Source organism: Dyadobacter sp. CY312 (genome assembly GCF_021390535.1).
Classification (GTDB): domain Bacteria; phylum Bacteroidota; class Bacteroidia; order Cytophagales; family Spirosomataceae; genus Dyadobacter.
In genome coordinates, this window is the sequence record NZ_JAJUXG010000001.1 from 306,699 (window position 1) to 330,591 (window position 23,893).

Below are 23,893 nucleotides of genomic sequence, written 5' to 3' on the forward strand. Positions count from 1 at the left end.
ATTGACCACAGAAGTAAGATCAAAGTCTGAGGTACGGAGGATCCGAGACAGTCGCCAATGGCGGGACCGGGTAAGGCCTCAGCAACTGCGTGACTTTCCTTACTGTAAGATCTGCGATGAGAAAGGTAAGTTAAAAGAAGCGGTTGAAGTTGATCATATCACAGCGCTGGAAGCCGGTGGTGATCCATTTGATCCAGAGAACCTTCAGAGTTTATGTAAGCGCTGTCACGTGATCAAGTCTGCAGAGGAAGCTAGAACGAGAAGCTTGAAACTAAAGGGTATTCCAGGTGTATTAGGTGGAATAGTTCAATGAAAGTATCCTAAAAACAGCCGCAAACACTTCGATCATCTTGGAAATGTACAAAATACAACCAAAGGGTAGGCAGGGGGAGGGGTCAAAAGTTTAAAGGGCTTTTTATGGCAACACCCCATGCCCCCTTCTGTACATCGTGTCAAAATTGAAACTGAATTCCCCGACAGGGTAAAAATAAATGCACACTAAAAAATGGGAGCGGGGAGAAAACCAAAAAACACGGACGTACTCAAAGCACAGGGAACGTTCAGGAAAGACCGTCACGGAAAAAGAATTGCCATTGACGAATCACTTTCTAAATCACCGGTGGATTGGTTGAGCGACGAGGAAAAAGAAGTCTGGGCAAAGTGGTATGAATACCTTCAGAAAAATGAGATCCTCAAGGAAACGGACGAGGTAGCTTTCGGTCTTTTGTGTAAGACTTTTGTAAGGGTTAAGAAGCTGACGGACGAAATGCCCGATATAAAAAAATATCTGATCATGCATACATCAGATGTTGGTGCAAAAGTAAGTAAGAAGAATCCGCTGTATGATATCCTGGCTGATTCCGAGAAGACTCTGCTTAAACTCTTAACGGAATTTGGAATGACTCCGGCAAGCCGTGCCAAAGTAAAAACAGCGATAGGAGAGAGAAAGAATCCATTACAAGAATTGCGCAACAGAGGTAAGAGTAATCCATGATTAACCCGCTTACAAAAGCTTATGATTATGCCACCGGCGTTGAGTCGGGAGAAATCATTGTGGGTGAATTAATCAAGGATGCAGTTAAAAGATTTAGGGATGATCTACTAAATGCGGAAACCAAAGGATTTTATTTTGATGAGGAAGAAGCTCAGAAGGGGCTTGACTTCTTTGAAATGCTTTGTTTTACGAAGGGTAAATGGAAAGGTCGCCCGTTTTCTTTGGAGCCATGGCAATGCTTCATAGTTGCCAATATATACGGGTGGATTCGCCTTGATGATGGAAACAGAAGATTCACAGAAGTATACATCGAGATTCCGAAAAAAAATGGCAAAACGGAGCTGGCTGCGGGCGTAGGTCTGTTGATGTTGGTTCTGGATGATGAAAATACTCCGGAAGTTTATGCCGCTGCTGCAACCAGAGACCAGGCGAACATTTGCTTTAAGGCCGCTAAATCCATGGCCAGGCAATCGGAGTTCATCAGGCATGATCTGAGTATCAACGCCCATAACCTTTACTGCGATTACAACGAAGGAACAATGTTGGCCGTTTCACACGATGCCGACAACACAGAAGGGAAGCACAGCAGTTGTGTACTTTTCGATGAATACCACGTTCACAAAACAGACGATGTAAAAACCTCGCTCCGCTCCGGGATGGCAGCACGGGAACAACCTCTCTTCTTCACAATCACAACATCAGGATCCAACAAACAGGGGCCATGTTATAAATATCGTGGCGGATGTATTGATGTATTAAAGCGGGTGTATGATCGTGATAACTTATTCACGATGATTTACACCCTTGATGAAGGGGACAACTGGGAAGATCCGGCAATGTGGCGCAAGGCTAACCCGAACTACGGTGTTTCTGTACGCCCTCAATTTTTGCAAGAGGAATACGAGAAGGCAAAGAAAAACGGACGTGAAGAGGTTGAATTTAAAACCAAACACTTAAACCTGTGGGTTGATGCAGATGTCACCTGGATACCAAAAGAGAATTGGGTTGCTTGTGAAGATACTGAATTTATCCCTCCCCGCGGTGCTGTCTGTTTCGGAGGAATTGACCTTGGTAATAGTAGCGACATTTCCTCTTTCTCATTGTATTTCCCTGAATTCCATTATCTGAAATCTTACAACTACGTGGCAAAGGAAGCTGCTGAGTATGCAGCAAAAGGAGGTATCAGCTACCAGGACTGGATTGACGAAGGACATTTGCACGCCACCGAAGGCAAGACAACCGATTACGAATTTATTAAGAATGACATCTTCGAGTGTGCACAGATGTGGGATATCAGATTTATTGGAATGGACCCAAATCATGGTCAGCTTTTCTTTGATCAGGTTTCCGAAGGCCTTGGCGTCAGCTGGGGAGCCCGAAAGAACCTGCAAAATGGAGAGGTGAAATGGGCAAACCATGCGAAACTGGAAAAATTCTCGCAAGCCGTTGCTGCTTTCAACTCTCCTACACGAATGTTTGAAGAAATGGTTACCAATGGCATTCTCCGACACGACGGAAACCCTGTAACAACCTGGATGCTTGGTAATGTTGCACTTGTGACAAACCATTTAGGGCAGATCAAGCCAGCCAAAGACAAGAGTAAGGACAAGATTGATGGAATTATTGCCGCGATCATGGCAGTTGGGGAGCACTCATTGTGGCATGTGGTAGCAGACACTTATGAAATAGATGAAAATTATGGAATTTATTAAAAATCAGGATCTTAAATTGACCAAAGAAGGCTTTTTTAGGCTCTTTAATGATTTTAGAAAGGAAGGGATGTCAATTCAGAAGGCATTTAACAAGGTCTCTTCGCTTTGTGATGCCAATGGATGCCAGGGCCATTATACTTCGATATCTTCATTAAAAAAAGCTATCTACACATCAGACAAAAAATAATGGATACCCGCAGTACCTAGTAATTGCATTTCATCAGTCACATTGCCGCCTTACTATCTTAACTTTATGACCTAAATAGTATTGCAAATCCCAGTATATTGAGTTGGATCAAAAACGTTTTCAGTAGAGGTGTTCTCGTACCGGAGCCATCCATTGATATTGAGCCCATTGACGAAGAAAGGTCAATTCAGGCTTCAACAATGGATACGGCTACCGTATTCCTGCAAAATTTAGGACTGGAACATTTGATTGGTAGCGTTACGGCCAACAATTCAATGGGTATTGCAACCTTTTATGGATTCGTAAAATACATCAGTAATCAAATTTCAAGCCTTCCGTATAATGTATACCGTTATGATGAAATTTGGACGGACCGGGATTTAACCCATCCACTTAGTTACGCATTGGAGACAAGGATGAACAGAAATATGTCTCCGTTCATTGGACGCAGAACTATGCTTATCAATGTACTCGTTCACGGTTGGAGCATTTCAGAAATTGTGAGGGATGAAATGAGGCGTACAGAGTCAATAGTCCCTTATGCGTGTTCAGAAGTCTATCCGATATTTGACGAAAGTAGTGATAGCTATTTTTTTCATATCACAAAAACAGGCAGGACACTATCACAGGATGATGTTATTTTTTTAAAGGATATATCATTCGATGGCAGAGAAGGCAAGTCTATAACTGAGTTTCAAAATAGTTGCTTGCGTGTAAATCTTCAAGCTATGGGGTTTACTTCCAAATTTTTTGAGAACGGGACGTTTATGGGCGGTTTTATTACTCACCCTTCTGTAAATGGCGTTAAGAAAGAAGAAGTTGCGATGGAAATTAAGAGCCGCGTGATGGCCTCGTATAGAGATGGAACCGGCGTCTCTATTTTACCAACGGGTTCGGAATACATAAAAATCGGCCTCAATCCTGCGGACTCACGGCTATTGGAGATTTTCGACAAATCTGACAAGGACATAGCGAAGATGTTTAATCTTCCCCTTACTGTTATAGGGGACACCACGGTTCAAAGTTCATGGGGAACGGGTGTTGAGGCGATGAATACGATTGTGACAAATTCAGTCCTTATGCCATGGGCGCGCCAGATTGAAGAAGAAGTTGATTATAAGTGTTTCAGGAAGGACGAAATTCAGGACGGTTACTTTACCGAACACAACTTTAAAGGACTACTGAGAGGTGATTTTAAATCACAATCCGAGCACATCATCAATTCTGTCAATGCCGGTACGATGACACCTAATGAGGGTAGATATTTTGATAATCTGAAACCTCTCAAAAAAGGAGGAGACGATGCATATATGAACGGAACTATGACACCCATAGGACTGATAAAAGAAGTTAAAACAGGAGAGCAAGATGGAAAAGACGTTTCTGCCTCAGGAACTGAGTGAGGTAAGGACTTTACAGGATGAGGAAGGTGTTCGAAGGATTGAAGGATTGGCGATTGTATTTGATTCACCTTCCCGAATTATGCGTACACTCAAGTCTGTTTCCAGAGGGGTTAACAATTTCCAGGAAGTGATTGACAAAAATGCGCTTGACGGGGCTGACTTCTCAAATGCAATTTCCTGCTGGAATCACAACGTGGACTATATTTTAGGATCAGTCCGGAATGGTACAGCAACATACGAGATTGATCAAACGGGAATGCCTTACAAAACTCTTCCTCCGGATACTCAGTTGATCCGAGATATGGTATTTGCGCCTATTGATCGAAGAGACGTAACAGGAAGCTCTTTTGTATTTAATATTGCTCCAGATGGAGATTATTGGGAAAGAGGATCGAATGGTTTGGTAACCAGGTACGTGAAGAAAATTACAGTTATATCAGAGTGGGGTCCAGTTTCTAGGCCCGCTTTCCTTGATACTACTACTGAGGTTGTTTCTAGATCTTTTGACGATTTTATTGCTACGTTTCAACAGGAAGAAAAATCATACAACGCACAGCTCGCAAAAATGCGCCTTGCGATAGGATTATAAATTTTACACTATACATACAAATAATAATGGCTAAGAAAACACTAAAAGATTTAAAGGATGAATTGGCCTTGCGATCCGCGGAGGCTGACAAACTTCTTGAAGCGGGTGATGCTGAGCAAAGAAATTTGAACAGTGACGAACATGCTGCATTTGAGACAAAGTCGGCTGAAATCCGATCCTTGCAAACGCAAATTGCTCAACTGGAAGTGCAAGAGTCGTTCCAGATCGGTCGTGCTGCTGCGGGCGGAGCTGGTATGGGCAACCGTGATAGTTCAAAACAGGATCGCAAGGATATGGCTCGTTTCAATTTGAACCGCGCTTTATTACTTGATGCCGAGCAACGCTCATTGGATGGCATTGAACTTGAAGTGTCGCAGGAAGGAGAAAAGCGTGCTTTGCAGGATGGTATATCCATTCCGGGGCCTCGCAAAGGTATTATCGTACTGGATGAGGTTTATGAAAGTCGTGCGCTTGGTCAGGGTGTGACAATTCAAAATACTGCTCCTGGTGATTTGGGAGGTTTGTTTGTCAAGAAAGAACTTCAAAGTATCCAGCAATTGATTCAGGCAAAGACATTCCTTAGTGAATGGGGAGTTGAAATTATGAGCGGATTGAAAGGCGACCTAGTGTTCCCTGTTCAAGAAACTACCATCGATATTCAGGAGCTGACGGAAATCGAAGAAATGGAAGATGATGAGATCACTTTCAGCTCATTCGAGATGAAGCCAAGCCGCCGCGGTGCAACTGTACCTATTTCCTATCAGATCCTGGATCAATCATCTATTGATATGCAAGGATTTGTTTTGAATGAGATTTCCAGTCAGTTAGCTCAAAAATTGAACCGTGAAGTTCTTGCTCACTTACTTACCGCTATTACTTCCGCAAATGACAACTTGCTTGCGCTTGGAACAGATGGCGCAACGGCTACGTGGGAGGATATTGTCAAATTGGAAACAATGATTGACAGTATAGATCATTTGCAGGGATCTCCGAAGTATTTAACCAATGCTAAGGTTAAAGGTAAGCTGAAAGTCACTCAGAAATTTACTGGCACTAATGGCATTCCGGTCTGGGGAGATAGCAACGATCTTAATGGATATTCCGCAGTTACCACAAATATGGTGCCGTCAACTTTGACGAAAGGTACTTCTAACAATGGATCAGCAATCATTTTCGGCGATCCAAAAGGTTTAGCCGTAGGGCGTTGGGGTGGCACACGATTCATTACCAACCCATATACTAAGGCAAAGAAGGGGCAAATCGAAGTAACAGCCAACGCATTTTGGGGTGTTAAAGTGAAACGTGCGAAATCATTCGCAGGGATCAAAGATGCTCTGACGTTTTAGTATCCAATCTGAATTATCTCATAACAAGGCCGGATAATCCGGCCACATCTATATTTAAAATGGCAGAAAAAGAAGCGACAGAAAAGGATGTTAAGTCCAATGTCAAAACCAAGAAGGTCGAAATTATCAAATTTCATCCGATGATTGCTCACGACGTGAAGGAAACGCCAACTTTGACCGAAGAAAAGGCAAATGAACTGATTGAAAAAGGATACGCCAGAGCACTGTAAAATCAATGAAAACATATCCCTTTATAACCCAAAAGTATCTAACCGAAATCGTTCCACTTGCGCGAGCAAAGGAGTGGTTGGAAATGGATATTGAGGGCTATGAAGGGAAAGACGGTATCATTGAGAACTGTATCAAATCCGCAATTGCCAGCGTCGAAACCGAGCTAAATTTTCAGCTTGGTATATCGACTTATACCTGGCATTCTCCTTGCCTGCCATACAAATTCAACGACACATGTTATGTCAAAGAGATTGTAAGCATCAAACATGGAGAGACTGTTATTGACGGCAGCACGTACTATTTATTACGGACCAGCGAGCGTTCGTCAGTAATAATCTGGTATGAAACCCCTGTCAAGGCTCCGTTCTATGAAATTGTTTTTAAGGCAGGGTTGACAGAAGTGGAACCGGATTTGTTGCAGGCTATTAGGGCGAGAATTGGAGAGTATTATCTAGGAAGTCGTAGCGATGGAGTATCAGAAAAGAGAACATTGTCCGACAGATTGTTAACCCCTTTTATTATTCCTTATGTTGGGTAAAGATAAAATTGTTGCTGGCCACTACAATCGTCGCTTGCAGCTGATCAAACCAACAGCGGTTCGAGATCCTGTTACCAACGAAGAGAAAATTGAAGATGTTGTCGCATATTCGAGCTATCCGGCATACCGGGATGATAGACCGACAGGCGAGGGCGAGAATCTTGATTCAAATTTAGTGTCTGGCAAAGTTCGCGTAGCCTGGGAGATTCGTTTCATACCGAAATTGGGAATAAAAACGGACTGGAAGATCAGAGATATTTTTGATGGAACCATGTACACCATTGTAGCGCCACCAACCGAAATCGGATTCAGGGAAGGCTACCGTTTGTTGACTGAGATTGCACAATGATCAGGATTGATACATCGGATTTGGACCGACTTGAAAAAGGACTTAGTCAGTACAGAACCGTTTTGCCCAAAAGTGTAGCAGCCAGTGCATTTCGGAATGCAATCAGACCAATGCTTCAAAAAGTAAAATCTGAGGCTCCTATTGGCAAACGATCAGCGCCAAACGGTTGGGGTAAAAGGACTGGTAGAGAATATGCCAGAGGTGGTTATACTCGGCGAGATGCCAGGATCAAAATTATACCAGCCAAAACCAGCGCTGGCGAAGTTGCAAGAGGATTTGTCGGTATTTCTTCCAAAAAGAATCGGGTAGGATGGCGAACACACTTTATTACAACAGGATTTACCGACCGTGGAGGCAAAAAACACGGAGCAAACCAATTCTTAAAACGGTCTTTCGACGCAACAATTGAAATTGCCCGTAATTCTTTCGGTCGTGAAATGGCTGGAAGTTTTCAGAAATGGACCAAACGAAATTTACCGCAAGGCAGATACTAATGATTACAACAGCCATAATTCAAAAACTGGTAGCAACTCCGGAGTTGACCGCAATAGTTGGAGACAGAATCAATCCGAATATCATCAAAGCAAACAGTGCTTTTCCTGCAATCTATGTCTTTTGTGACCGGATGGAAAAACAAGGCTGTTACGATGCTGCTGGCGTAAAAGAGGGAGTTGTTGAGATAGGAGTATTTGCCAAAAGCTATAATGAAGCCAGGTTAATCATACAAGCCATCCGTACCGCACTTGACGATTTTACCGGCATTGTTAACAATGTGGGTTTGCTTATGATGCGAGGAAAAGAAGTATCTGACGAGTATGACGAAAAAAAAGAGCTACACATCAAGGTAATTGAATTTGATGCTGTGGCAGAGCCAAAATAAACACTAAACACACATTTATACCATGAGTACAAGAGCTGTCGAAACCGTAAGGGGTATTGAAACTACCCTTGCAGTGGATAAGGCCGACAATGACACCTTTGTTGTGATCAATTGCGCCACTCAAATTAACTGGTCTTCTGATAAAGCTATGCTGGAAGCCAATTGCTACGGAGGTAAAGAAGTTCTCCCTTCCGGTGATGATGCCGTAAAGTCGATGACAATAAACGGCCAGGTAAAGGAATACAGCGCGGCCAATGCGGCTACCAATGTTTCCTCTTTCGAGATTGAAAAATGGCATGACGACGGAACATTGAAAAAATTCAAATATGCCCGTCCGCACGAGGGCGATACAATCAGGGAGTTTGAAGGTTTTGTAACCAACTACACAGAGGAGGGAGCGCCAAACGGTTTACAAACCTACACGGCTACCATTACCCCGAGAAAGAAGGGGACGCTGACAAAAAATCCTGCTTAATCAAACCTATCACACACTTAACCCCGCACTAAAAAGGCGGGGTTTTACAATACCGAATCATGTCAAAAAAAACAACTGAAATCGCACCATCCGAAACCAAGTTCAATTTAAGACTTGGCGACAAAATCTATTTGCTCAACTTTGGAATCAATACTTTCATTAGAATCAAAGCCGAAAATCCAGATGTATCCACGCCATTCCATTTGTTGGAAGAGAAAGCTTTTTTTGAGGCTGTAATCTTGCTGATTAATGCTGCTATTAAGCCGGAAGACCGCGGATGGACCAGCATTGAAGAGTTGAACGATTTGTATGATGATTGCGAAGATCCTGCAATATCCAAAGTAGCCACTGCTTATATGAGCGCTGCGCAGAATGTCTCAAAAAAGATTCAACCCGCACTCGACGCAATCGCAGCAATGCAAAAGGCAAAAGAGTAAAACGTCAAAAGTTCGAGTGGCAGGATTGGTACCGGGATGCTGGCAAAATGGGTTTAGCTCCTTCTGAGCTTGAACACATCACACCCGGGCAGTTCAACCTTATGCGGGAAGGTTACGAACAGGGCCAGGTTCACGAATGGGAAAGATCCCGGTTTGTAGCCTATTGGGTTTATACCATGGCTGGCAAGGTAGCCAGTGGAGATATTTCTATCGAACAGTTTAGGCCACTTTCTCAGGATGATTTAAATGTAGCGCCTTCGTTCGCCAAAATCCCTGAATATACAGAGGCTCAAAAAGAAAAATTACACAAATTATTTAATCCTGGGAAATAATGGCAGGAGATGTTAGCGCAAGTAACATACGTATTGGCGCAAGTATTCAGGGTTTATTAGATGGCTTAAAAAGAGGATCATCGGCAGTAAAAACCATGACCTTCGATATGAATAACCGGCTCGCCGACGCATACCGTCGCGCCAATAAAGAGCAAAGCGTTTTTCGTGGCGGACTGTTAAAGTTAGGGGATGATCTGCAAGGCATAGCCGGTAAAATGGCTATGATTGGCACTTTGCCAACGCTCATGGCAGCAGGAAAAGCATTCAAGGACTACTCTGAACTTGAAAAGCTTGAAAAAGGTTTGACCCGCTACGGCGAGACGCTGGAAACTGTAAGAGAGATTGCCAAATTGCCAAACATTGGTGTTTTTGATGCTGCAAAATCTCTGATTAGCTTAAAGGCCATGAAAATGAGTAGCGACCTTGCTACTCGATCAATTAAAGCATTTGCCAACGCTATCACCGATGCGGGCGGCTCAGCTGTTGATCTGGAACCTGCATTGGTTAACCTTCGACAATTCCAATCAACCAAACACATCAATCAGGTTGACTTGCGTCAGCTTGCGGCTCGTATGCCGCAAACAATGGATGCAATGCAGGGTGCATTCAAAACTCAGGATACCGAAGAGCTGAACAAAAAAATGTCAGAAATGGGTTCTGATGCTTTTATTGACAAATTCATTAAGGAGCTGGAAAAAATTCCTAAAGCTGGTGGAGGCGCAGCCACGGCCATGGAACAATTAGGAGACAGTTTTCTTTTCTTCTCTGCATCTATTGGCAAAGGGATTGACGAGACATTCAAAGTCAGCGAGAAACTGCACGCTATTGGTGGAGTGCTGGACAATTTATCAACCAACTTCGCCAACCTCACTCCCGAGGCTCAGAAATCAATATTCGCAGTTGGCGCCATCGCTGTGGTGATGCCCGCGGTTGTGGGTGCGATTGGTGGATTGATAAAACTGTTGCCTCTTTTAGCTACTGGTTTTGGCTTAATATCTGCTCCGATCGCAGCCACTATTGCGGTGGTAGGTATTGCTGCTGCTGCAATTATTACACAATGGGATAGCGTAAAAGCTTTTCTGGTGGAATCTACCTGGTGGAATACGCTAGTAGGTGCTGCAAAATCGGGACTAGGAATGATTACAGAAACCTTCAAGGTAGTAATCAATTTCATTCAAGGCGATTGGGGCAATATGGGTAAAGCGCTCGTGAATATCTTTAAAAATTCCGCTAACCTTGTTTTAACTGCCGTCGCCGGGATGGCGAAGGGTGTTTTAGGGTTGTTCGGAACTTTCAATGAGGCTATCGGATTCGATGCTCTTGGAAAAGGGATTAGCAAGTTTGTGAAAGGGATAGATCCGATGGTCGACAAAATGAAATTCGACGTTCCAGATTCGTTTTCTTTTGCAAAAGAGGCTATTGGAGGCATTGGAAAAGCCTTTACCGGTACGGTTCCTCCAATAGAAAAGTCAACAAAAGCAGTTGGAGACGCAGCAGATGCACAAGAAAAACTTACCCAAATTCAGTTTGAGCTTTGGTCTGTAAACTTAGCCAATAAATATTATGAGGAAGCTGATGCACTTGAAGCCGCAAAAAAGAAGCAGCTAGAATATCTTAAAGGGTATAAGGATATTCAGGTTGAGATGGCCAAGCCTATTGGATGGTCACTTAAAACCAGGAGTTATGAGGATGTTCAGTCGGATGTAAGGTCGCGAGCATCAAGTAATGTTTCAAAAATCGCAAGTAGTGAATATACAGATCGATCAATAAAAGAAGATGCTACCAAAAAACTTTTTGGCGCTTTTGAGGGGTCAATGGATATCGGAAAGATTCAAAAATATTTTGCAGCAATTCCAAGGATAGCAGGCGAGTCTTTAATGGAATATGAGGCAAAGCTTGAAAGGTTTGGTGCTGTTTCGGCGCAACTAAGTTCCCAAATGTCATCAGCGTTCAAAGATATGGCAGTGAACGTTTCTGTTGGGTTTGGTGAAATGCTTGGCGATCTGATGACAGGAATTGACGGACTGGATTCTTTTGCTGGTAAGGTGGTAGGCGCTTTGTCTGGCCTCTTGAAGGAAATGGGCAAGGCGATGATTGCGGCAGGTACTGCCGGATTGGCTCTTAAACTTCTTATGAAGAATCCAGCATTAACACTTGCTGCCGGTATTGGGCTTGTGGCGGTCGGGCAAGCGCTGAATAACAACATCGGAAAGTCTCTTGACAAAACATCCATGACGGCTTTTGCGGACGGCGGTTTTGCTCACAAAGATATGATAGCTCGTGTCGGAGATAACCGAAACGCAAGATTTGATCCTGAGATGATAGCGCCATATTCGAAAGTGGATCAATCAATCAAAAAATCTATTTCGGAAAGTGGAGGAAGAGGCATTGGGCAAATCGAAGTTATAGGTCGCATATCTGGTAGTGATATTCTATTAATCTCAGATCGCGCAAGGGAAACTCAAAACGCAATATTTTAAATGGCAATAGGAGCATTTGGTAAAAAGTATTTTGTGCCATACGAAGGTCAGGGAGGAAGTAAAAGGGAAATACAGATATTTGCCAACGGATACAGCGCGCCTCCTATTGAATGGAAAGGTGGTTCCAAGCCGTGGATCATTGAGAAGGGTGCCGCTGATGATTTGTTTGATGGGCTAATCGTTTCTTCTGTCGCTACCATTGAAGTGCTTCTGGAAGAAAGGTTTGATTTTACGGAGTTTCTAACATCCAGACAAAGCCATTTGGTAAACCTGGTAAATACCGACACTGACGAGATCATGTGGTCTGGATGGGTGGAACCTCACGACGGTAATTCACCATACAGTAAGCCTCCACACCTCATGGTTTTCAAGGCCAGTTGTGGACTTGCTCAATTGAAGCGTATCAAATGGACACAAGCCGTTACAGAGGTTGTCAGAAAACCGACTATTGAGATCGTTAGAAGATGTCTTTTTCTAACAGGTCATTCGCTCAACTTGAACACTTCGGTTTTTGCTACTGAGGAAGTAATGCCACCAGGTGACCCACTGGCCGGGTATAGAATTAATACCGACCGTTACTATGATGGTACGGTCCGACTGTATGCCTATGATATTCTTGCGGATATTTTAGAAAAGCACAATTCAGAGATTTTTCAGGAGCGGAACGAATGGGTAATTCGCAGCCTTCCGGATCAAGCAAGAGGCTACACCAGTAAGCGAAGGTACACTCCTGATGGATCTAGTCTCGGAACGGTCGCACAGGAATTGGATTACAGAATCAACACCAATCAGGCGGTATCTCTTAGCACCGGCAACAGATCGGCTTTGCGTCCAATTAAAAAGTGGTCAGCATCTGCTAATCTTTTACCGTATACAAATCCTTTCCAAAACGGAGATCTTCGGAATTGGGACGGAACTACTTTCCCGGGATGGAACCTCGCACCAATGGAAGGGAACTGGTCAAAGTTTGACACAGGAAACCCAAAGACCCCTTTTGCAATCAAAATAACTGGCTTTACGGCAGTTCAAGACCTTGTTAAGCATAAGAGAAACTTTTGGGGGCGTGTTAAAACTACACCGCAGGAACCGGCTAAATATATTGAATCTGCGCAGCTCGTTTTTAACCCACAAGAAGAAAAAACTACTATCACAATTCCTTACAGACTGGAAGCAAGGATTGATCCGGCAGAATTATCATTAATTGTTGCAGTATGGACTGAACGTGAAAATGGAGCTGATAGAATTTGGTTACAAGAGGATGGTAAGTGGGGATCTGGATGGACTGTTATTCCATTTAAAGGAGGATCAAGTCAAATTGATAAAGAACCTACTGAGGCAAGATTAGAAGTAGACACACGTACTCTAAATGCTGTAAAAAACTGGGTTCCAAGCTCTCAGCTACCACCTCCATACAAAATACTGCGCGTTAGAATCTATCAGGTTATAGGATGGGGCGGATATCCAGGTGTTGACATGCTGGAATTAAAAATTTATGGAATTTATGTAAACAAAACTGATACCACCTTTACCGGACCGACTACCGTAGGATACACGATCAACGCGAATAGTACGGTTGAAGATGATAGCCGGGCGGTACAGTTGTTAACAGCCGAAGTGCATGGTAATCATCTTACCGGAATTACCCTTGACCTGAACAACGATATCAATACGGCCAGATGGAGCAGACCAGGTTTCGTTGATGAAAGACGGTCACTTTTAGGGTTGATGATATTTGAAAGAATTGCCCTGACTTCACCCCCATTGAAAGTAATCGCAGTTGAAATAAAGGTATTACCAGAGCAACCGGATTTACTTTATGAAAACTTCCTGATTTTTAATGATGCAGGCGAAGAGCGCTTTAAAATTGTCCGTTATCAATATATTGAACATTCGAGAACTGCAAAAATTACAGCTGTTGAGCTTAAATATCTGGTTCCTGCGGATCTAACAGGAATGTCTCAAATCGGCGACCAAACCTCATTTGATAATAATGGTACGGGAGAAGTAAGCGAGGTTGTTGAATCAACCACAGGAACAGGAACGAAACCGGTTGAAGATGATCTTGAAGGTGAAAAAGTGGTGCTCGACACCGAGAATATTACCGTTGAATTCATTGTTGCTGAGGAAAACGAAGAGGATATTGATATCCTGGACATTTTAGGAATCGAAATAGAAGATCTTGAAGGATTAACTTTTGATGTGATTTCTAAGCCTACCTGGTTAAATATTGAGATGGGCGATGATGGTGTATGGATATTGTCAGGCATCCCGCCGCAAAGTGGGTCCTTTACAGCAATGTATACAGTTACTGATGAGTTTGAAGATATTTCGACAGGTAAGATTATAATTACAGTCAAACCTTCCGAAGACTTTGCCGAAACCTGGCCACCGGTTTTTACGGATCTTCCGGACATGTATTTCACCATTGGCAAGGAATCCACTGCTGAGATCCTGCTTACTGATTACATGGATGAAGAGCATGCATTGGCTAAGGGTTACTCATTCCGAATATTTGGTAGTCCTGCATGGGTAAGTGAACATACTGTGATATTTATGAATTTGGCTGTAACAGGCAAACCAACAACTCTTGAAGCTCGTCAGATATTAGTTGAGATCAAAGATTCAATTGGAAGAAAGGATCTGATTACTATCAACCTGGTTGTTCTGCCAGTTCCTAAACACACTTACACGATCATGGATACCGATTTGGTTTCTATTGTTGGTGAAGTGCCCGGCTCGTATGAATTGCCTGCAAAATGGGATTTTCGCAGCAAGGTTGAAGGAAAACACGACCGAATTGTCCGGACGCTGAAAGGAGGCGGTCCACTTAGTGATGAGCTTGATATTTCCAAAGATGAGGAAGTAACTGAAACAGATCTGGCAACTTACCGGATGTTCCAGGATACGGGCGGAGTAATTACCGAGGCTGGCCAGTTCACATACACAGAAGAGGTCTATTTGGGTTCGGCTCTGGTAAGCTCCAATACGGTTGACTTTGTGTTGTATGATGAGGAATATCTTGCAAAGCTGAAAGCATTCCTGACAGTGGCCAGCGTCAGCGTTGGCGAGATCAATCCAGACGGCTCAACAGTATTTGACAATTACGAAAACTGGAATCCTGTTTTTGAGCTTACCGACGTCGAGCACGACGAGGTAATTCTTACCATGGGTGAACATACCAGAACGTATTCACTGGAAGAATCTGCATTGTCCGGAATTTATTCTTTGTTCGAAGAAGATCAGGAATTTCAAAGTGGCGTATATAGCGTAGGGTTAATAACAAAACTGGCAGGTGTTGAGGTTTTGAAAAGGACTTACAAGTTTGAAATATCAGCAGCTGATCCAAAACCTGATGCAGGGTTTGAATTAATTTCATACAAACCAGGCACAAGTAACTATACAGTTGTTGGCGATCTACCAGCAACAAACGGGTTTCTTGAACTTCCCGACGCGTACGGAGTAATGTTTGTGCCAGACATAGAAATCAGCTCATTTGAGTGGAAATACTATAAACTTGATGATGGTGGTTTTACTGAGGTTGATATTGAAAGTTTAACCGGATATCCTCAAAAAATAACCTTCTCAGAGCCTGTTGTTAACGAGAAAATACTTATTTTTGGAGGTAAGAAATCAACTCAAATAACAGACATTCACGAAGTCGGGCGTTTTCGCGCTGATGGTATTGCACGTGATGCATCTGGTAAGATTTTACAACTTGTTAAAGCGGATTGGACGTTTCGTGAAAAACTAGCACCTGGGGATTATTCAGGTTTAGAATTCTGGAATGTAGCTGAGAGTGGAAGTACTCAGATTGATCCGGATATGCCATCAACTGGGGCAACTTACGAAATTCCTGTTCTACCAAAGTACTGGTCTGTCAGATTTCATGAGTTTAAATCCGGCGCTACGTTTGATAGACTAACCATGACGTTAAAACGGAACGGTGTCATCTTAGGCCACAGGGGACCGCTTGACGAGTTCATGGCTTATGATGAATACGACGAGCCGATCAATAATGCAGTTGATAATTATCCGTACGTATGGGGGACTGCAACCGGTGGAGATGGGAAGAGAAAGTTATTCATATTTCCGACAACAGCCACAGGTAATATTGACGAGCCGGATGTTTATGAGGTGATTGTAAAAGGGTATCTGAATGACGTATTGATTGATGAAACATCATCTATTTTTAACCTGGTTGCGCCACTACCTGAGCCTGAAATAAAGGATTGTTGCAGCGAAGGAGGTGGACCACTATTATGGAACGGCGGATTTGATCCGGAATGGTAGAAATTACATTAAACACACATTGAAATATGGCAGTTGAACAATTAAGCGATTGGAGAGTTGTGAACTTTCCTGCTGTTCCTACTCCTGGAAGGCGCTACAATAAAAAAGCCCCTTCTGACACAGGATACCGACCAGCTTTAACGAATGCCGCTGGTGTTCTGATTCAGCTCGACGCGCCAACGGTTGCCGAAATGGCCGCTGGTCTTGACTTGAAACAAAATCTTATTCCAGTTGGGCCCGCTGGATCTTATTATGCCGATGATAAGACATGGAAGTTGCTTAACAAAGGTGCTGTTGGACTTGGAAATGTTGATAATACTTCTGATGCAAACAAACCTCTTTCCACTGCAGTAGTAGCAGCGTTGGCTTTAAAGGCAAACGATGCGGATGTTGTTAAATTAACCGGCAATCAAACCGTCGCTGGAATTAAAACATTCTCCGCTTCGCCTGTTGTTCCCAACGCAAGCAACGCCAATCAGGCGGCGGCGTATGGTCAGGTAACTACCGCTGATGCGGCTTTGCAAACACAGATTGACAATCTAAATACAACTGCTGCTACTGGTTTAAAATACAAAGGGGATATTGATGCTTCAACAAATCCGAACTTTCCAGCGGCTGCAATTGGGGATACTTACATCATATCAACAGCCGGAAAAATTGGCGGAGCGGCAGGTAAAGAGGTAAGCGTGGGAAACATGCTTGTCGCAAAAGCTGTCACAGCCGCCGGAACACTTGCGGCTGTGGGTGCTAACTGGACGATCATTCAATCTGATCTTGACCAGGCCACAGAAATTGTTGCTGGATTTACAAGATATGCGACGAATGCAGAAAACCTTGCAGGCGCAATTAGTAACGCAGCGGTACACCCTGCGGGAATGCAGGCAAAAATTAACAGTACTGCAATTAAATTCGATGCAGCTCAGGCCTTAACAGCACCTCAAAAAGCGCAAGGTTGGGCGAACTTGGGTATTGCGTTCGGGTCAACTGCCGGTACGTTCGCACAGGGTGATGATGCAAGATTCACAGCCGCTTCGGCAGGTGCTAACAGGTGGATATTTGGAGCAGGGACAGCGGCTGACTTGAATACAAGAGCTGTTCTTGGTGGTGTTGGTGGTTGGGGAGGTGGCGCACCAAATGCTCCTGGTTCATTTGGCTCCATACTTACTTGGGTTGCTGGCTCAACCACAGGAAATGCAGTAAGTGGCAGTTGGAATAACAGAATTATGACAACAACAGGCGGCGACTGGTTTGTGCAGACTGGGGGCGGCACTGGTGTAGAAACCTCTAACTGGGGCGCTCAGTACCAAATCTGGACATCAAAGCAATTTACGCAAACAAACATTAATAGCTGGAACAACGCGGCAAGCGCAATGCTTTGGAATGGCGGGGCTGATCCGGAATGGTAATCATAAATCGAATATAATAATGACACTAAAAACAGAAATAGACGCCTTTGATCGCATTATGTCAAATATGGACAAGGGATTTCAGGCTGGCGCATTTGGTCTTAGAGACGCAATGCAAATCGTTCCAGATCTTCAATTAGTCGCCACATTGCTAAACACTCCTGAGCCGGAACTGATAAACAAATTTCTAGCCCAGCCAGTGAATGAATGGGATCAAGGCGAACAAATATCCGAAGATCAGATAGTTGTGCCAGGCACGAATGACAAAGTAGCGAAGAAGAGAACTAACTAATGGCAGCTCAAAATATAAGACACGACAGGGTTTCAGCTTTACTTGGTGCGCCAGTACCGGGGAAGATGGAGTATGTACCTGTGGATGGGTCTTATCTTTTATATTTAACGGACAATACAGGAACGCGCCGCCCTCCTGCTGTTATGGCTCACGGGCATAGTATTTCGGATGTCACAGGCTTGCAAGCTGCTTTGGATGGTAAGGCTCCACTATCGCATATTCACGCAAATGCTACCACTTCATCAGCTGGTTTCATGTCCGCAGCAGATAAGATCAAACTCGATGCTTCTGTCAACTACACGCATCCGGCATCGGGCGTTACTGCGGGTACTTATAGAAGTGTTACTGTCAATACACAGGGGCATGTTACCGGAGGTACTAATCCTGAAACTTTGGCTGATTACGGCATAACAGAACGTTATGTATCACTAGGAGCTAATGCGGGCTATGTAGTTCCAGATTCTGGAACAGTTGATTTAAATTCAATTTCGGTCACGAGTGAAGGCTATGTTTCAACAGGAACAGGCAGACCAACAGGGCAAGCAGCTCCGGGGTATATCAGTACAAGAAGTACTGGCTCAACTTCTGCTTTTCAAACATGGTTTAATCCCGCAGATCAAGACGCTTTTTTTTATAGGAGAAAAAACGCGTCTACAAACTATAATTGGCTGCAAGTTGCAAGCCGTGAATGGGTTTCGGGATTTATAGATACAAGATGGATCGCTCAATTCGGTACCGGAACTGATTTAAATACACGTCCTATAAATGGCGGGGTTGATGCATATGGAGCTGCGGCAAACGCTCCATCGACGTACGGTACTATCTTCACATTTGTTGGAGGATCTGCAACGGGAAATTCTGTTTCTGGATCATGGAATAACCAGATAATTGCAACTACTGGTCAAGACTGGTTTGTAAGGACTGGCGGTTCAACTTGGAATCCAACTTATCAAATGTGGACTTCCCGTCAATTTACCAGTGCGAACGTGAGTAATTGGAATACTGCGTTTGGTTGGAATAACCACGCCTTGGCGGGATATTTGACATCATCGACCGGAATCAGTTCCTCTCGTGCGGTTAATACCGGTAGCGGACTAACAGGCGGAGGACCCCTATCAATAGACAGGACCATTTCTGTGGTTTATGGCAACACTGTTGGTACCGTAGCACAAGGTAACGATCAGCGGATTAACAATGGTCAAATAAGTTACGAACGTTGGGCAGGTGGCACCGGAACAGGTCAGGATTTTAACGAACGGGCAGGTATTACAGGCATTACAGGATGGGCTCCTACTGCGGCAAACAGACCAGGCAACTCTTATGGTACTATTTTCAGATTCATTGCAGGAACTTTCACAGGAGAGGCGGTTTCTGGATCTTGGGTTAACGAGCTTATGGCCGGCACAGGCCAGGATTGGTATGTGAGAACAGGTGGAGGTAACGGTGTTGGAAATGGAGTGAACTGGAATCCGATCTACCAGGTATGGACTTCCAGACAGTTTACGGGCTCAAATATCGCTCAATGGAATGCGGCCACATCAAATACCGGCACTGTTACCCAAGTAGGGCTCGTAGTTCCGACCGGATTTAATGTAACAAGCTCTCCGGTCACTGGATCGGGCAACGTTTCGTTTGAAATAAATTCAGCGTACTTCATGCCAACTTTATCAAGCAAATCCGCATGGGATCAGGCGTGGCAATGGGGTAACCATGCGAGTCAGGGATATTTAAAGTCTATTAACTCAGGAAATGTTACCGGAGCCCTTGGATACACACCGTTGAGAGACGATAGAACCATTACCATTAATGGGTTTACCCAGAATTTAAGGGACAACCCGAATTATAATGTTATCGGATACAACGCCACAATCACTATAAACGGAAGCACTCAAAACATGAGGGATAATCCTAGTTTCAGTGTTTCTGGTGGTGTTTCAGGTAGCGGCGCGAGTAATTATCTTACACGATGGAATTCAGCAAATAACGCTCTCACATATAGTCGAATTTTTGACGACGGGTCATCAGAAATGCAAATATACTCGCAAGTACGAGTCCAAACACACTTAACCGTGGGTGGTGTACTTAATGTGTTTTCTACACTTAATTTATCCAGCGGATTGGCGTTACAACCCCGCTTAGAAAGTCAACTTAATAGCATACCTGGACTACAAGAAGGTATGATTGCGTATGTTGCCCGTGATAACGGATCAGGTGGAGTAGCATCAGGGCATGGGCTATGGTGTTACTATGGTTCAGTAATAGGATGGAGAATATTATCCACCAGAGTATGGTCAGGCGGTGGTGGAGCGCCTTAGTAAAAATTATCAATCAAATCGATTATAGAATGAAAACCAGTTACAAACGAATCATTGAATTTTCCCGGGCGTCGGGCGACTATTTAAAGAAATTCCCAAAGGAAACGAAGCTCAAATATGCTCTTGAAAAAGTACGTGAAAGATGTGAGCCATTATTCAATACATATAACAAAAAGTTGTCTGAAATCGACCTAAAACACGCCAAAGAAGATACGGACGGTTGCGTATTGTTCACTGAGTCTTCTCTGGGCGTAAGAACTTACAAGTTCAGCAAAGAGGGACTCGTTGCGAAGGATGCTGAGATTGAGGAGTATTTCACTGATCCAGAGAACGCAGAAATTGAGCCTTTTATCTGCACTTCGCTTCCAAAAGATTTGCATGAGAGTTGGCTTACTCCGTTTGAAGGGTTTGTTCTTCAATCATTATCGAAAGAGGATGTAGGGTTGGGAAGCGTAGAACAGACGCCGACTCGCCCAATATCAAAAGCAAAAGTTAAAGCACTATCACAAAAACCAGTTTAAGATATGGAAACGAAGTTCACAAGCACCAAGAAGGAGAAAGTTAGTATCAGTACCGATGCAGAAATTACCGACATTTTTATTCAAGTGACGGTAAACGGTCAAAAACGCACCCTTGCCAACGGACAGGTTGTTGCAACAGAATATATCAGCGGTTTTCAGAACGACCAATTCAATAAAGACAACCTTACCGAGGCCAGCAAGGTGGATCTCATCGAAGCGATCAACAAAGCCATTGAGGATTTTAAAAGTAAATAATCAATTAAGTTTCACACAACACACATGCCAGAAATTGCAGAGAAATCAAAAACCCCATTTCAAGGGGTAACAGCTCGCTCCATATCAGATATGGAAGAAGAGGCAAAGCGTTTACTTGAAACAGTTCAAGCCCAGCGCGCAGAGAAGTACCGTCAGGACCAGGAGCGGCAGGAGCGCAAGAAAGCTAGTGATCTGGAAGAGCTGAATGTTTTGCGTTTTGAACTGGATAACCTGGACGAGGCAGCAAAGCTGGCGGGAAATCTCAGTCTTTCGGACGCTAAGAAATTGTCCGGTCAGCGTACGGAATTGCTTCACAAAATCAGTAAGATCGAATCTGAATATCAGATTACCCAAACAGGTTTTGAAGAGGCTCAACAGGTAAAAGCAGAAAAGAAAACACAGGCGGGACATCTGAGGGCAACAGTTCTGAAAGTTGGAGGTATCATCTCAATGTGCGGGATCTTTGTTTTGTTTTCCGGAAACTGGATTCTTGGCAAATATCCCAATGCCGCTATTTACAACGAGGTGAGTTTCCAAAAAGTACTTTTCGGATTCGCCGTTTTCATTTGCGCCGTGGCGGCTGTGATCGCAGCATTAAGCGTCTTTTTCCCAGGCATTGCCAAGTACTTCAATCCCTTCAATTCAAAACAATTAGATTTTTACGACGATTTCACCACACTATCAGCATGGCAGCGAAATATTATATCTCTTGCATTATTCTCGTTATTACTCTTGGCCTTTGTAATGACGGTCTCGGGCAAGTTGGATTAGGAAGTGGCGCAGCGGTTAAGAAAAAAACCGTTGCCCCTTCAAACCTTAATACTCCTTCAGTACTGGCAGTAGACAGCGCAAAATACAAAATCCGAGAAAAGGTTTTGTTGCTGGCACGTAAAGAAGTCGGCGTGGTTGAGCGCACAGGAAAGAATGATCATCCACGAATCACTGTGTATCACAAGTCTGTATCTGACTGGCTGGCCAACTACCGGCCAGCTCAACCATACTGTGCATCATTCGTGAATTACATTATGAAATCGGCAGGTGTGAAGGTAACAAGTGTTCCAAATCCTGCACGGGCCCGAGACTGGTTTTTAGTGCCATCTCGTACCATAATGACTCAGCAGACCATGCGAGGCAACCAACGTATGATGAAGCTGCCCGAGCGTGGGGCTGTTGTCGGCTATATTTTTTACGGAAATGCAATCAGTCATATTGAGATCCTGGACCGAATCGACTTGGACGAAGGATATATTTATTGTGTTGGTGCGAACACAAGCGGAAAGAATGCGGCCAATACAGTTGAGCGTGAAGGCCAGGGCGTATACTTTGTGAAGAGGAAAATTAAGATGTTCTACAAAATTGCTGATGTGATATGAATCCGGATGTGCAAAAAAACCTGAAACGATTAGCCTTTGCAGCGGGAGTAGTGATTCTTTTCCTGCTGCTGGCCATGTTCACGGTCTGGCTCCAAAAGAGAAGTATAGAGCAGACCGTGCAAGATAAGTTTGACCGCTTTTCCCAACCAACACCCACTATAATAATTCCAATGTATGATTCGATTACTGAGGCAAAGCTCGACAGCATTTCCAGCAGCCGCCAAATTGCTCATAAGCTTGTTGATGATCTTCATGATCAGGAGTTGCAGCGCGCCATTGACAGCGTGTTCAATCATCCCAAGTGACACTATTCAGCCACTTACACCAAAAGGCTACAATCTTACCGAAGCAGGTGCAAAGCTGGCATTGAAAGCGAAGATTGACGCAGAAATGTATGAGGGGAAATATCGACTCGCAGACCAGACACTAAGCAACCAAACCGGAAAGCTTGCGGAGGTGACGATGAGAAACTTAAAGCAGGAAAACCAGATACTGAGGGACGCTGAAACGATCCGGCTGATGAAACAAAAACTTTTTTGGGCTCACTTCTGGAAGTATGCGAGCATTGGCGTAGCCGGTGCCCTTGGAACTAAACTATTATTTTTCAATTAACACACTATGAAATTACAAGCAGTAACCGTCTGCGTGAATTATGCTGATTTCTTCAAAGAAACTGGCAAAGCGAATAAAGGAATATTCGACAAAATGATTGTCGTAACTGATATCAAAGACACAGAGGTGACCGCACTGTGTAAAGAGCATAGCTATGAATGCGTAAAAACCGACGTTTTCTACGAAGGTGGCGCAAGCTTCAATAAGTACGCCGGAATCAATGAAGGGCTGAAATTGATTGATCGGGACGCATGGGTTGTATTCATCGACTCTGATATCGTCATGCAGAAAGATACGCGCCGTGTGCTCGAAAAATTGAACCTGGATGAGAGCGTTCTTTATGGTCTTGATCGCGTCAACTGCGTTGGGTACGAAGCCTGGGAGCAGTACAAGGACAGCCGAGGCGTACTAATTGAAAATTGGATGCTTACGCCTGCCGGTTTAGAGATGGGAGCAAGATTGGTACATTATTACGGTCATGAGGGTGAGAATGGACGTTTTGAAGGATGGCGACCGTTGGGCTTCTTTCAACTTGCTCACAGATCCGCATTTGACAAATACCCTCAGGAAACAAAAGGCGCTGATCATTGCGATCTGGTATTTTCCCGCTTATGGCCACGAAACAAACGGGTGTTTGTTCCGGAACTGCTGGCGGTTCACTTGGAGTCTGAGCGCTGCGGAACTGGCGTAAACTGGTACGGTAGAAAGTCCGCTCCGTTTGGTCCTAAGGTACAAGAAGTGCCCGAGGTTTGTGAGCAGGAAAAGCCCGGTAGAGATTGGCTAATTCTGGCAGTGCTGGGAACAATTGCGGTCGCTATCGTTGCAGTGATATTCGGTTGAGGTGATTTGGGTAGTATGTAAAAAGGGAGCTGTTTA

Annotated in this window: 26 protein-coding genes; all 26 read left to right on the forward strand. The window is 43.9% G+C overall.

Features of this window, described 5'->3' with window-relative positions; genetic code table 11:
* The first annotated feature begins 1 nt into the window (after position 1).
* Positions 2-313: an HNH endonuclease gene (locus tag LZG71_RS30670; RefSeq protein ID WP_409013596.1), complete on the forward strand. Its 312-nt coding sequence runs from the start codon at positions 2-4 to the stop codon at positions 311-313.
* Between the two features lie 192 nt (positions 314-505).
* Complete coding sequence (locus tag LZG71_RS01275) at positions 506-994, forward strand: phage terminase small subunit P27 family (protein ID WP_233816247.1); 489 nt, start codon at positions 506-508, stop codon at positions 992-994.
* Positions 991-2,706, forward strand: a complete 1,716-nt coding sequence (locus LZG71_RS01280) for a terminase large subunit (RefSeq protein WP_233816248.1) — start codon at positions 991-993, stop codon at positions 2,704-2,706. Before LZG71_RS01275 ends, LZG71_RS01280 begins: the two co-directional genes overlap by 4 nt.
* 285 nt (positions 2,707-2,991) lie before the next feature.
* Complete coding sequence (locus tag LZG71_RS01285) at positions 2,992-4,296, forward strand: phage portal protein (protein ID WP_233816249.1); 1,305 nt, start codon at positions 2,992-2,994, stop codon at positions 4,294-4,296.
* A complete protein-coding gene (locus tag LZG71_RS01290) occupies positions 4,262-4,885 on the forward strand; it encodes an HK97 family phage prohead protease (protein ID WP_233816251.1) in 624 nt (207 codons plus the stop codon). Before LZG71_RS01285 ends, LZG71_RS01290 begins: the two co-directional genes overlap by 35 nt.
* A gap of 26 nt (positions 4,886-4,911) precedes the next feature.
* Positions 4,912-6,231, forward strand: a complete 1,320-nt coding sequence (locus LZG71_RS01295) for a phage major capsid protein (RefSeq protein ID WP_233816253.1) — start codon at positions 4,912-4,914, stop codon at positions 6,229-6,231.
* A 59-nt stretch (positions 6,232-6,290) separates the two neighbouring features.
* Positions 6,291-6,461, forward strand: a complete 171-nt coding sequence (locus tag LZG71_RS01300; RefSeq protein WP_233816254.1) for a hypothetical protein — start codon at positions 6,291-6,293, stop codon at positions 6,459-6,461.
* 5 nt (positions 6,462-6,466) lie between these two features.
* Positions 6,467-7,000, forward strand: coding sequence for a hypothetical protein (locus tag LZG71_RS01305; protein ID WP_233816256.1), 534 nt, complete (start codon positions 6,467-6,469; stop codon positions 6,998-7,000).
* The gene (locus tag LZG71_RS01310; protein WP_233816258.1) at positions 6,990-7,349 is read left to right on the forward strand and encodes a hypothetical protein; all 360 of its coding nucleotides are present in this window, start codon (positions 6,990-6,992) and stop codon (positions 7,347-7,349) included. The genes LZG71_RS01305 and LZG71_RS01310 overlap by 11 nt, the downstream gene beginning before the upstream one ends.
* Complete coding sequence (locus LZG71_RS01315; RefSeq protein ID WP_233816260.1) at positions 7,346-7,843, forward strand: hypothetical protein; 498 nt, start codon at positions 7,346-7,348, stop codon at positions 7,841-7,843. Before LZG71_RS01310 ends, LZG71_RS01315 begins: the two co-directional genes overlap by 4 nt.
* Positions 7,843-8,229 (forward strand): DUF3168 domain-containing protein, encoded by a 387-nt coding sequence (locus tag LZG71_RS01320; protein ID WP_233816262.1) that lies wholly within the window; start codon positions 7,843-7,845, stop codon positions 8,227-8,229. The genes LZG71_RS01315 and LZG71_RS01320 overlap by 1 nt, the downstream gene beginning before the upstream one ends.
* A 22-nt stretch (positions 8,230-8,251) precedes the next feature.
* The gene (locus LZG71_RS01325) at positions 8,252-8,704 is read left to right on the forward strand and encodes a hypothetical protein (protein WP_233816264.1); all 453 of its coding nucleotides are present in this window, start codon (positions 8,252-8,254) and stop codon (positions 8,702-8,704) included.
* 59 nt (positions 8,705-8,763) lie between these two features.
* Positions 8,764-9,141, forward strand: a complete 378-nt coding sequence (locus tag LZG71_RS01330; RefSeq protein ID WP_233816265.1) for a hypothetical protein — start codon at positions 8,764-8,766, stop codon at positions 9,139-9,141.
* A 47-nt stretch (positions 9,142-9,188) separates the two neighbouring features.
* On the forward strand, positions 9,189-9,473 hold the full coding sequence (locus LZG71_RS01335) for a hypothetical protein (RefSeq protein ID WP_233816266.1): 285 nt from the start codon (positions 9,189-9,191) through the stop codon (positions 9,471-9,473).
* On the forward strand, positions 9,473-11,953 hold the full coding sequence (locus tag LZG71_RS01340; RefSeq protein WP_233816267.1) for a hypothetical protein: 2,481 nt from the start codon (positions 9,473-9,475) through the stop codon (positions 11,951-11,953). The genes LZG71_RS01335 and LZG71_RS01340 overlap by 1 nt, the downstream gene beginning before the upstream one ends.
* Positions 11,954-16,243: a hypothetical protein gene (locus LZG71_RS01345; protein ID WP_233816268.1), complete on the forward strand. Its 4,290-nt coding sequence runs from the start codon at positions 11,954-11,956 to the stop codon at positions 16,241-16,243.
* A 26-nt stretch (positions 16,244-16,269) separates the two neighbouring features.
* Positions 16,270-17,649, forward strand: a complete 1,380-nt coding sequence (locus LZG71_RS01350; protein ID WP_233816269.1) for a hypothetical protein — start codon at positions 16,270-16,272, stop codon at positions 17,647-17,649.
* 19 nt (positions 17,650-17,668) lie between these two features.
* Positions 17,669-17,941, forward strand: a complete 273-nt coding sequence (locus tag LZG71_RS01355) for a hypothetical protein (RefSeq protein WP_233816270.1) — start codon at positions 17,669-17,671, stop codon at positions 17,939-17,941.
* The gene (locus LZG71_RS01360) at positions 17,941-20,256 is read left to right on the forward strand and encodes a hypothetical protein (RefSeq protein WP_233816271.1); all 2,316 of its coding nucleotides are present in this window, start codon (positions 17,941-17,943) and stop codon (positions 20,254-20,256) included. The genes LZG71_RS01355 and LZG71_RS01360 overlap by 1 nt, the downstream gene beginning before the upstream one ends.
* A gap of 29 nt (positions 20,257-20,285) precedes the next feature.
* Positions 20,286-20,777, forward strand: coding sequence for a hypothetical protein (locus tag LZG71_RS01365; protein WP_233816272.1), 492 nt, complete (start codon positions 20,286-20,288; stop codon positions 20,775-20,777).
* Between the two features lie 3 nt (positions 20,778-20,780).
* Entirely contained in the window at positions 20,781-21,032 is a 252-nt protein-coding gene (locus LZG71_RS01370; RefSeq protein WP_233816273.1) for a hypothetical protein, read from the forward strand.
* A 24-nt stretch (positions 21,033-21,056) separates the two neighbouring features.
* On the forward strand, positions 21,057-21,803 hold the full coding sequence (locus LZG71_RS01375; protein ID WP_233816274.1) for a hypothetical protein: 747 nt from the start codon (positions 21,057-21,059) through the stop codon (positions 21,801-21,803).
* Positions 21,719-22,405: a hypothetical protein gene (locus LZG71_RS01380; RefSeq protein ID WP_233816275.1), complete on the forward strand. Its 687-nt coding sequence runs from the start codon at positions 21,719-21,721 to the stop codon at positions 22,403-22,405. Before LZG71_RS01375 ends, LZG71_RS01380 begins: the two co-directional genes overlap by 85 nt.
* Positions 22,402-22,710: a hypothetical protein gene (locus LZG71_RS01385; protein ID WP_233816276.1), complete on the forward strand. Its 309-nt coding sequence runs from the start codon at positions 22,402-22,404 to the stop codon at positions 22,708-22,710. The genes LZG71_RS01380 and LZG71_RS01385 overlap by 4 nt, the downstream gene beginning before the upstream one ends.
* Complete coding sequence (locus tag LZG71_RS01390; protein ID WP_233816277.1) at positions 22,682-23,017, forward strand: hypothetical protein; 336 nt, start codon at positions 22,682-22,684, stop codon at positions 23,015-23,017. Before LZG71_RS01385 ends, LZG71_RS01390 begins: the two co-directional genes overlap by 29 nt.
* A gap of 33 nt (positions 23,018-23,050) precedes the next feature.
* Complete coding sequence (locus tag LZG71_RS01395) at positions 23,051-23,857, forward strand: hypothetical protein (RefSeq protein WP_233816278.1); 807 nt, start codon at positions 23,051-23,053, stop codon at positions 23,855-23,857.
* Positions 23,858-23,893 lie beyond the last annotated feature (36 nt).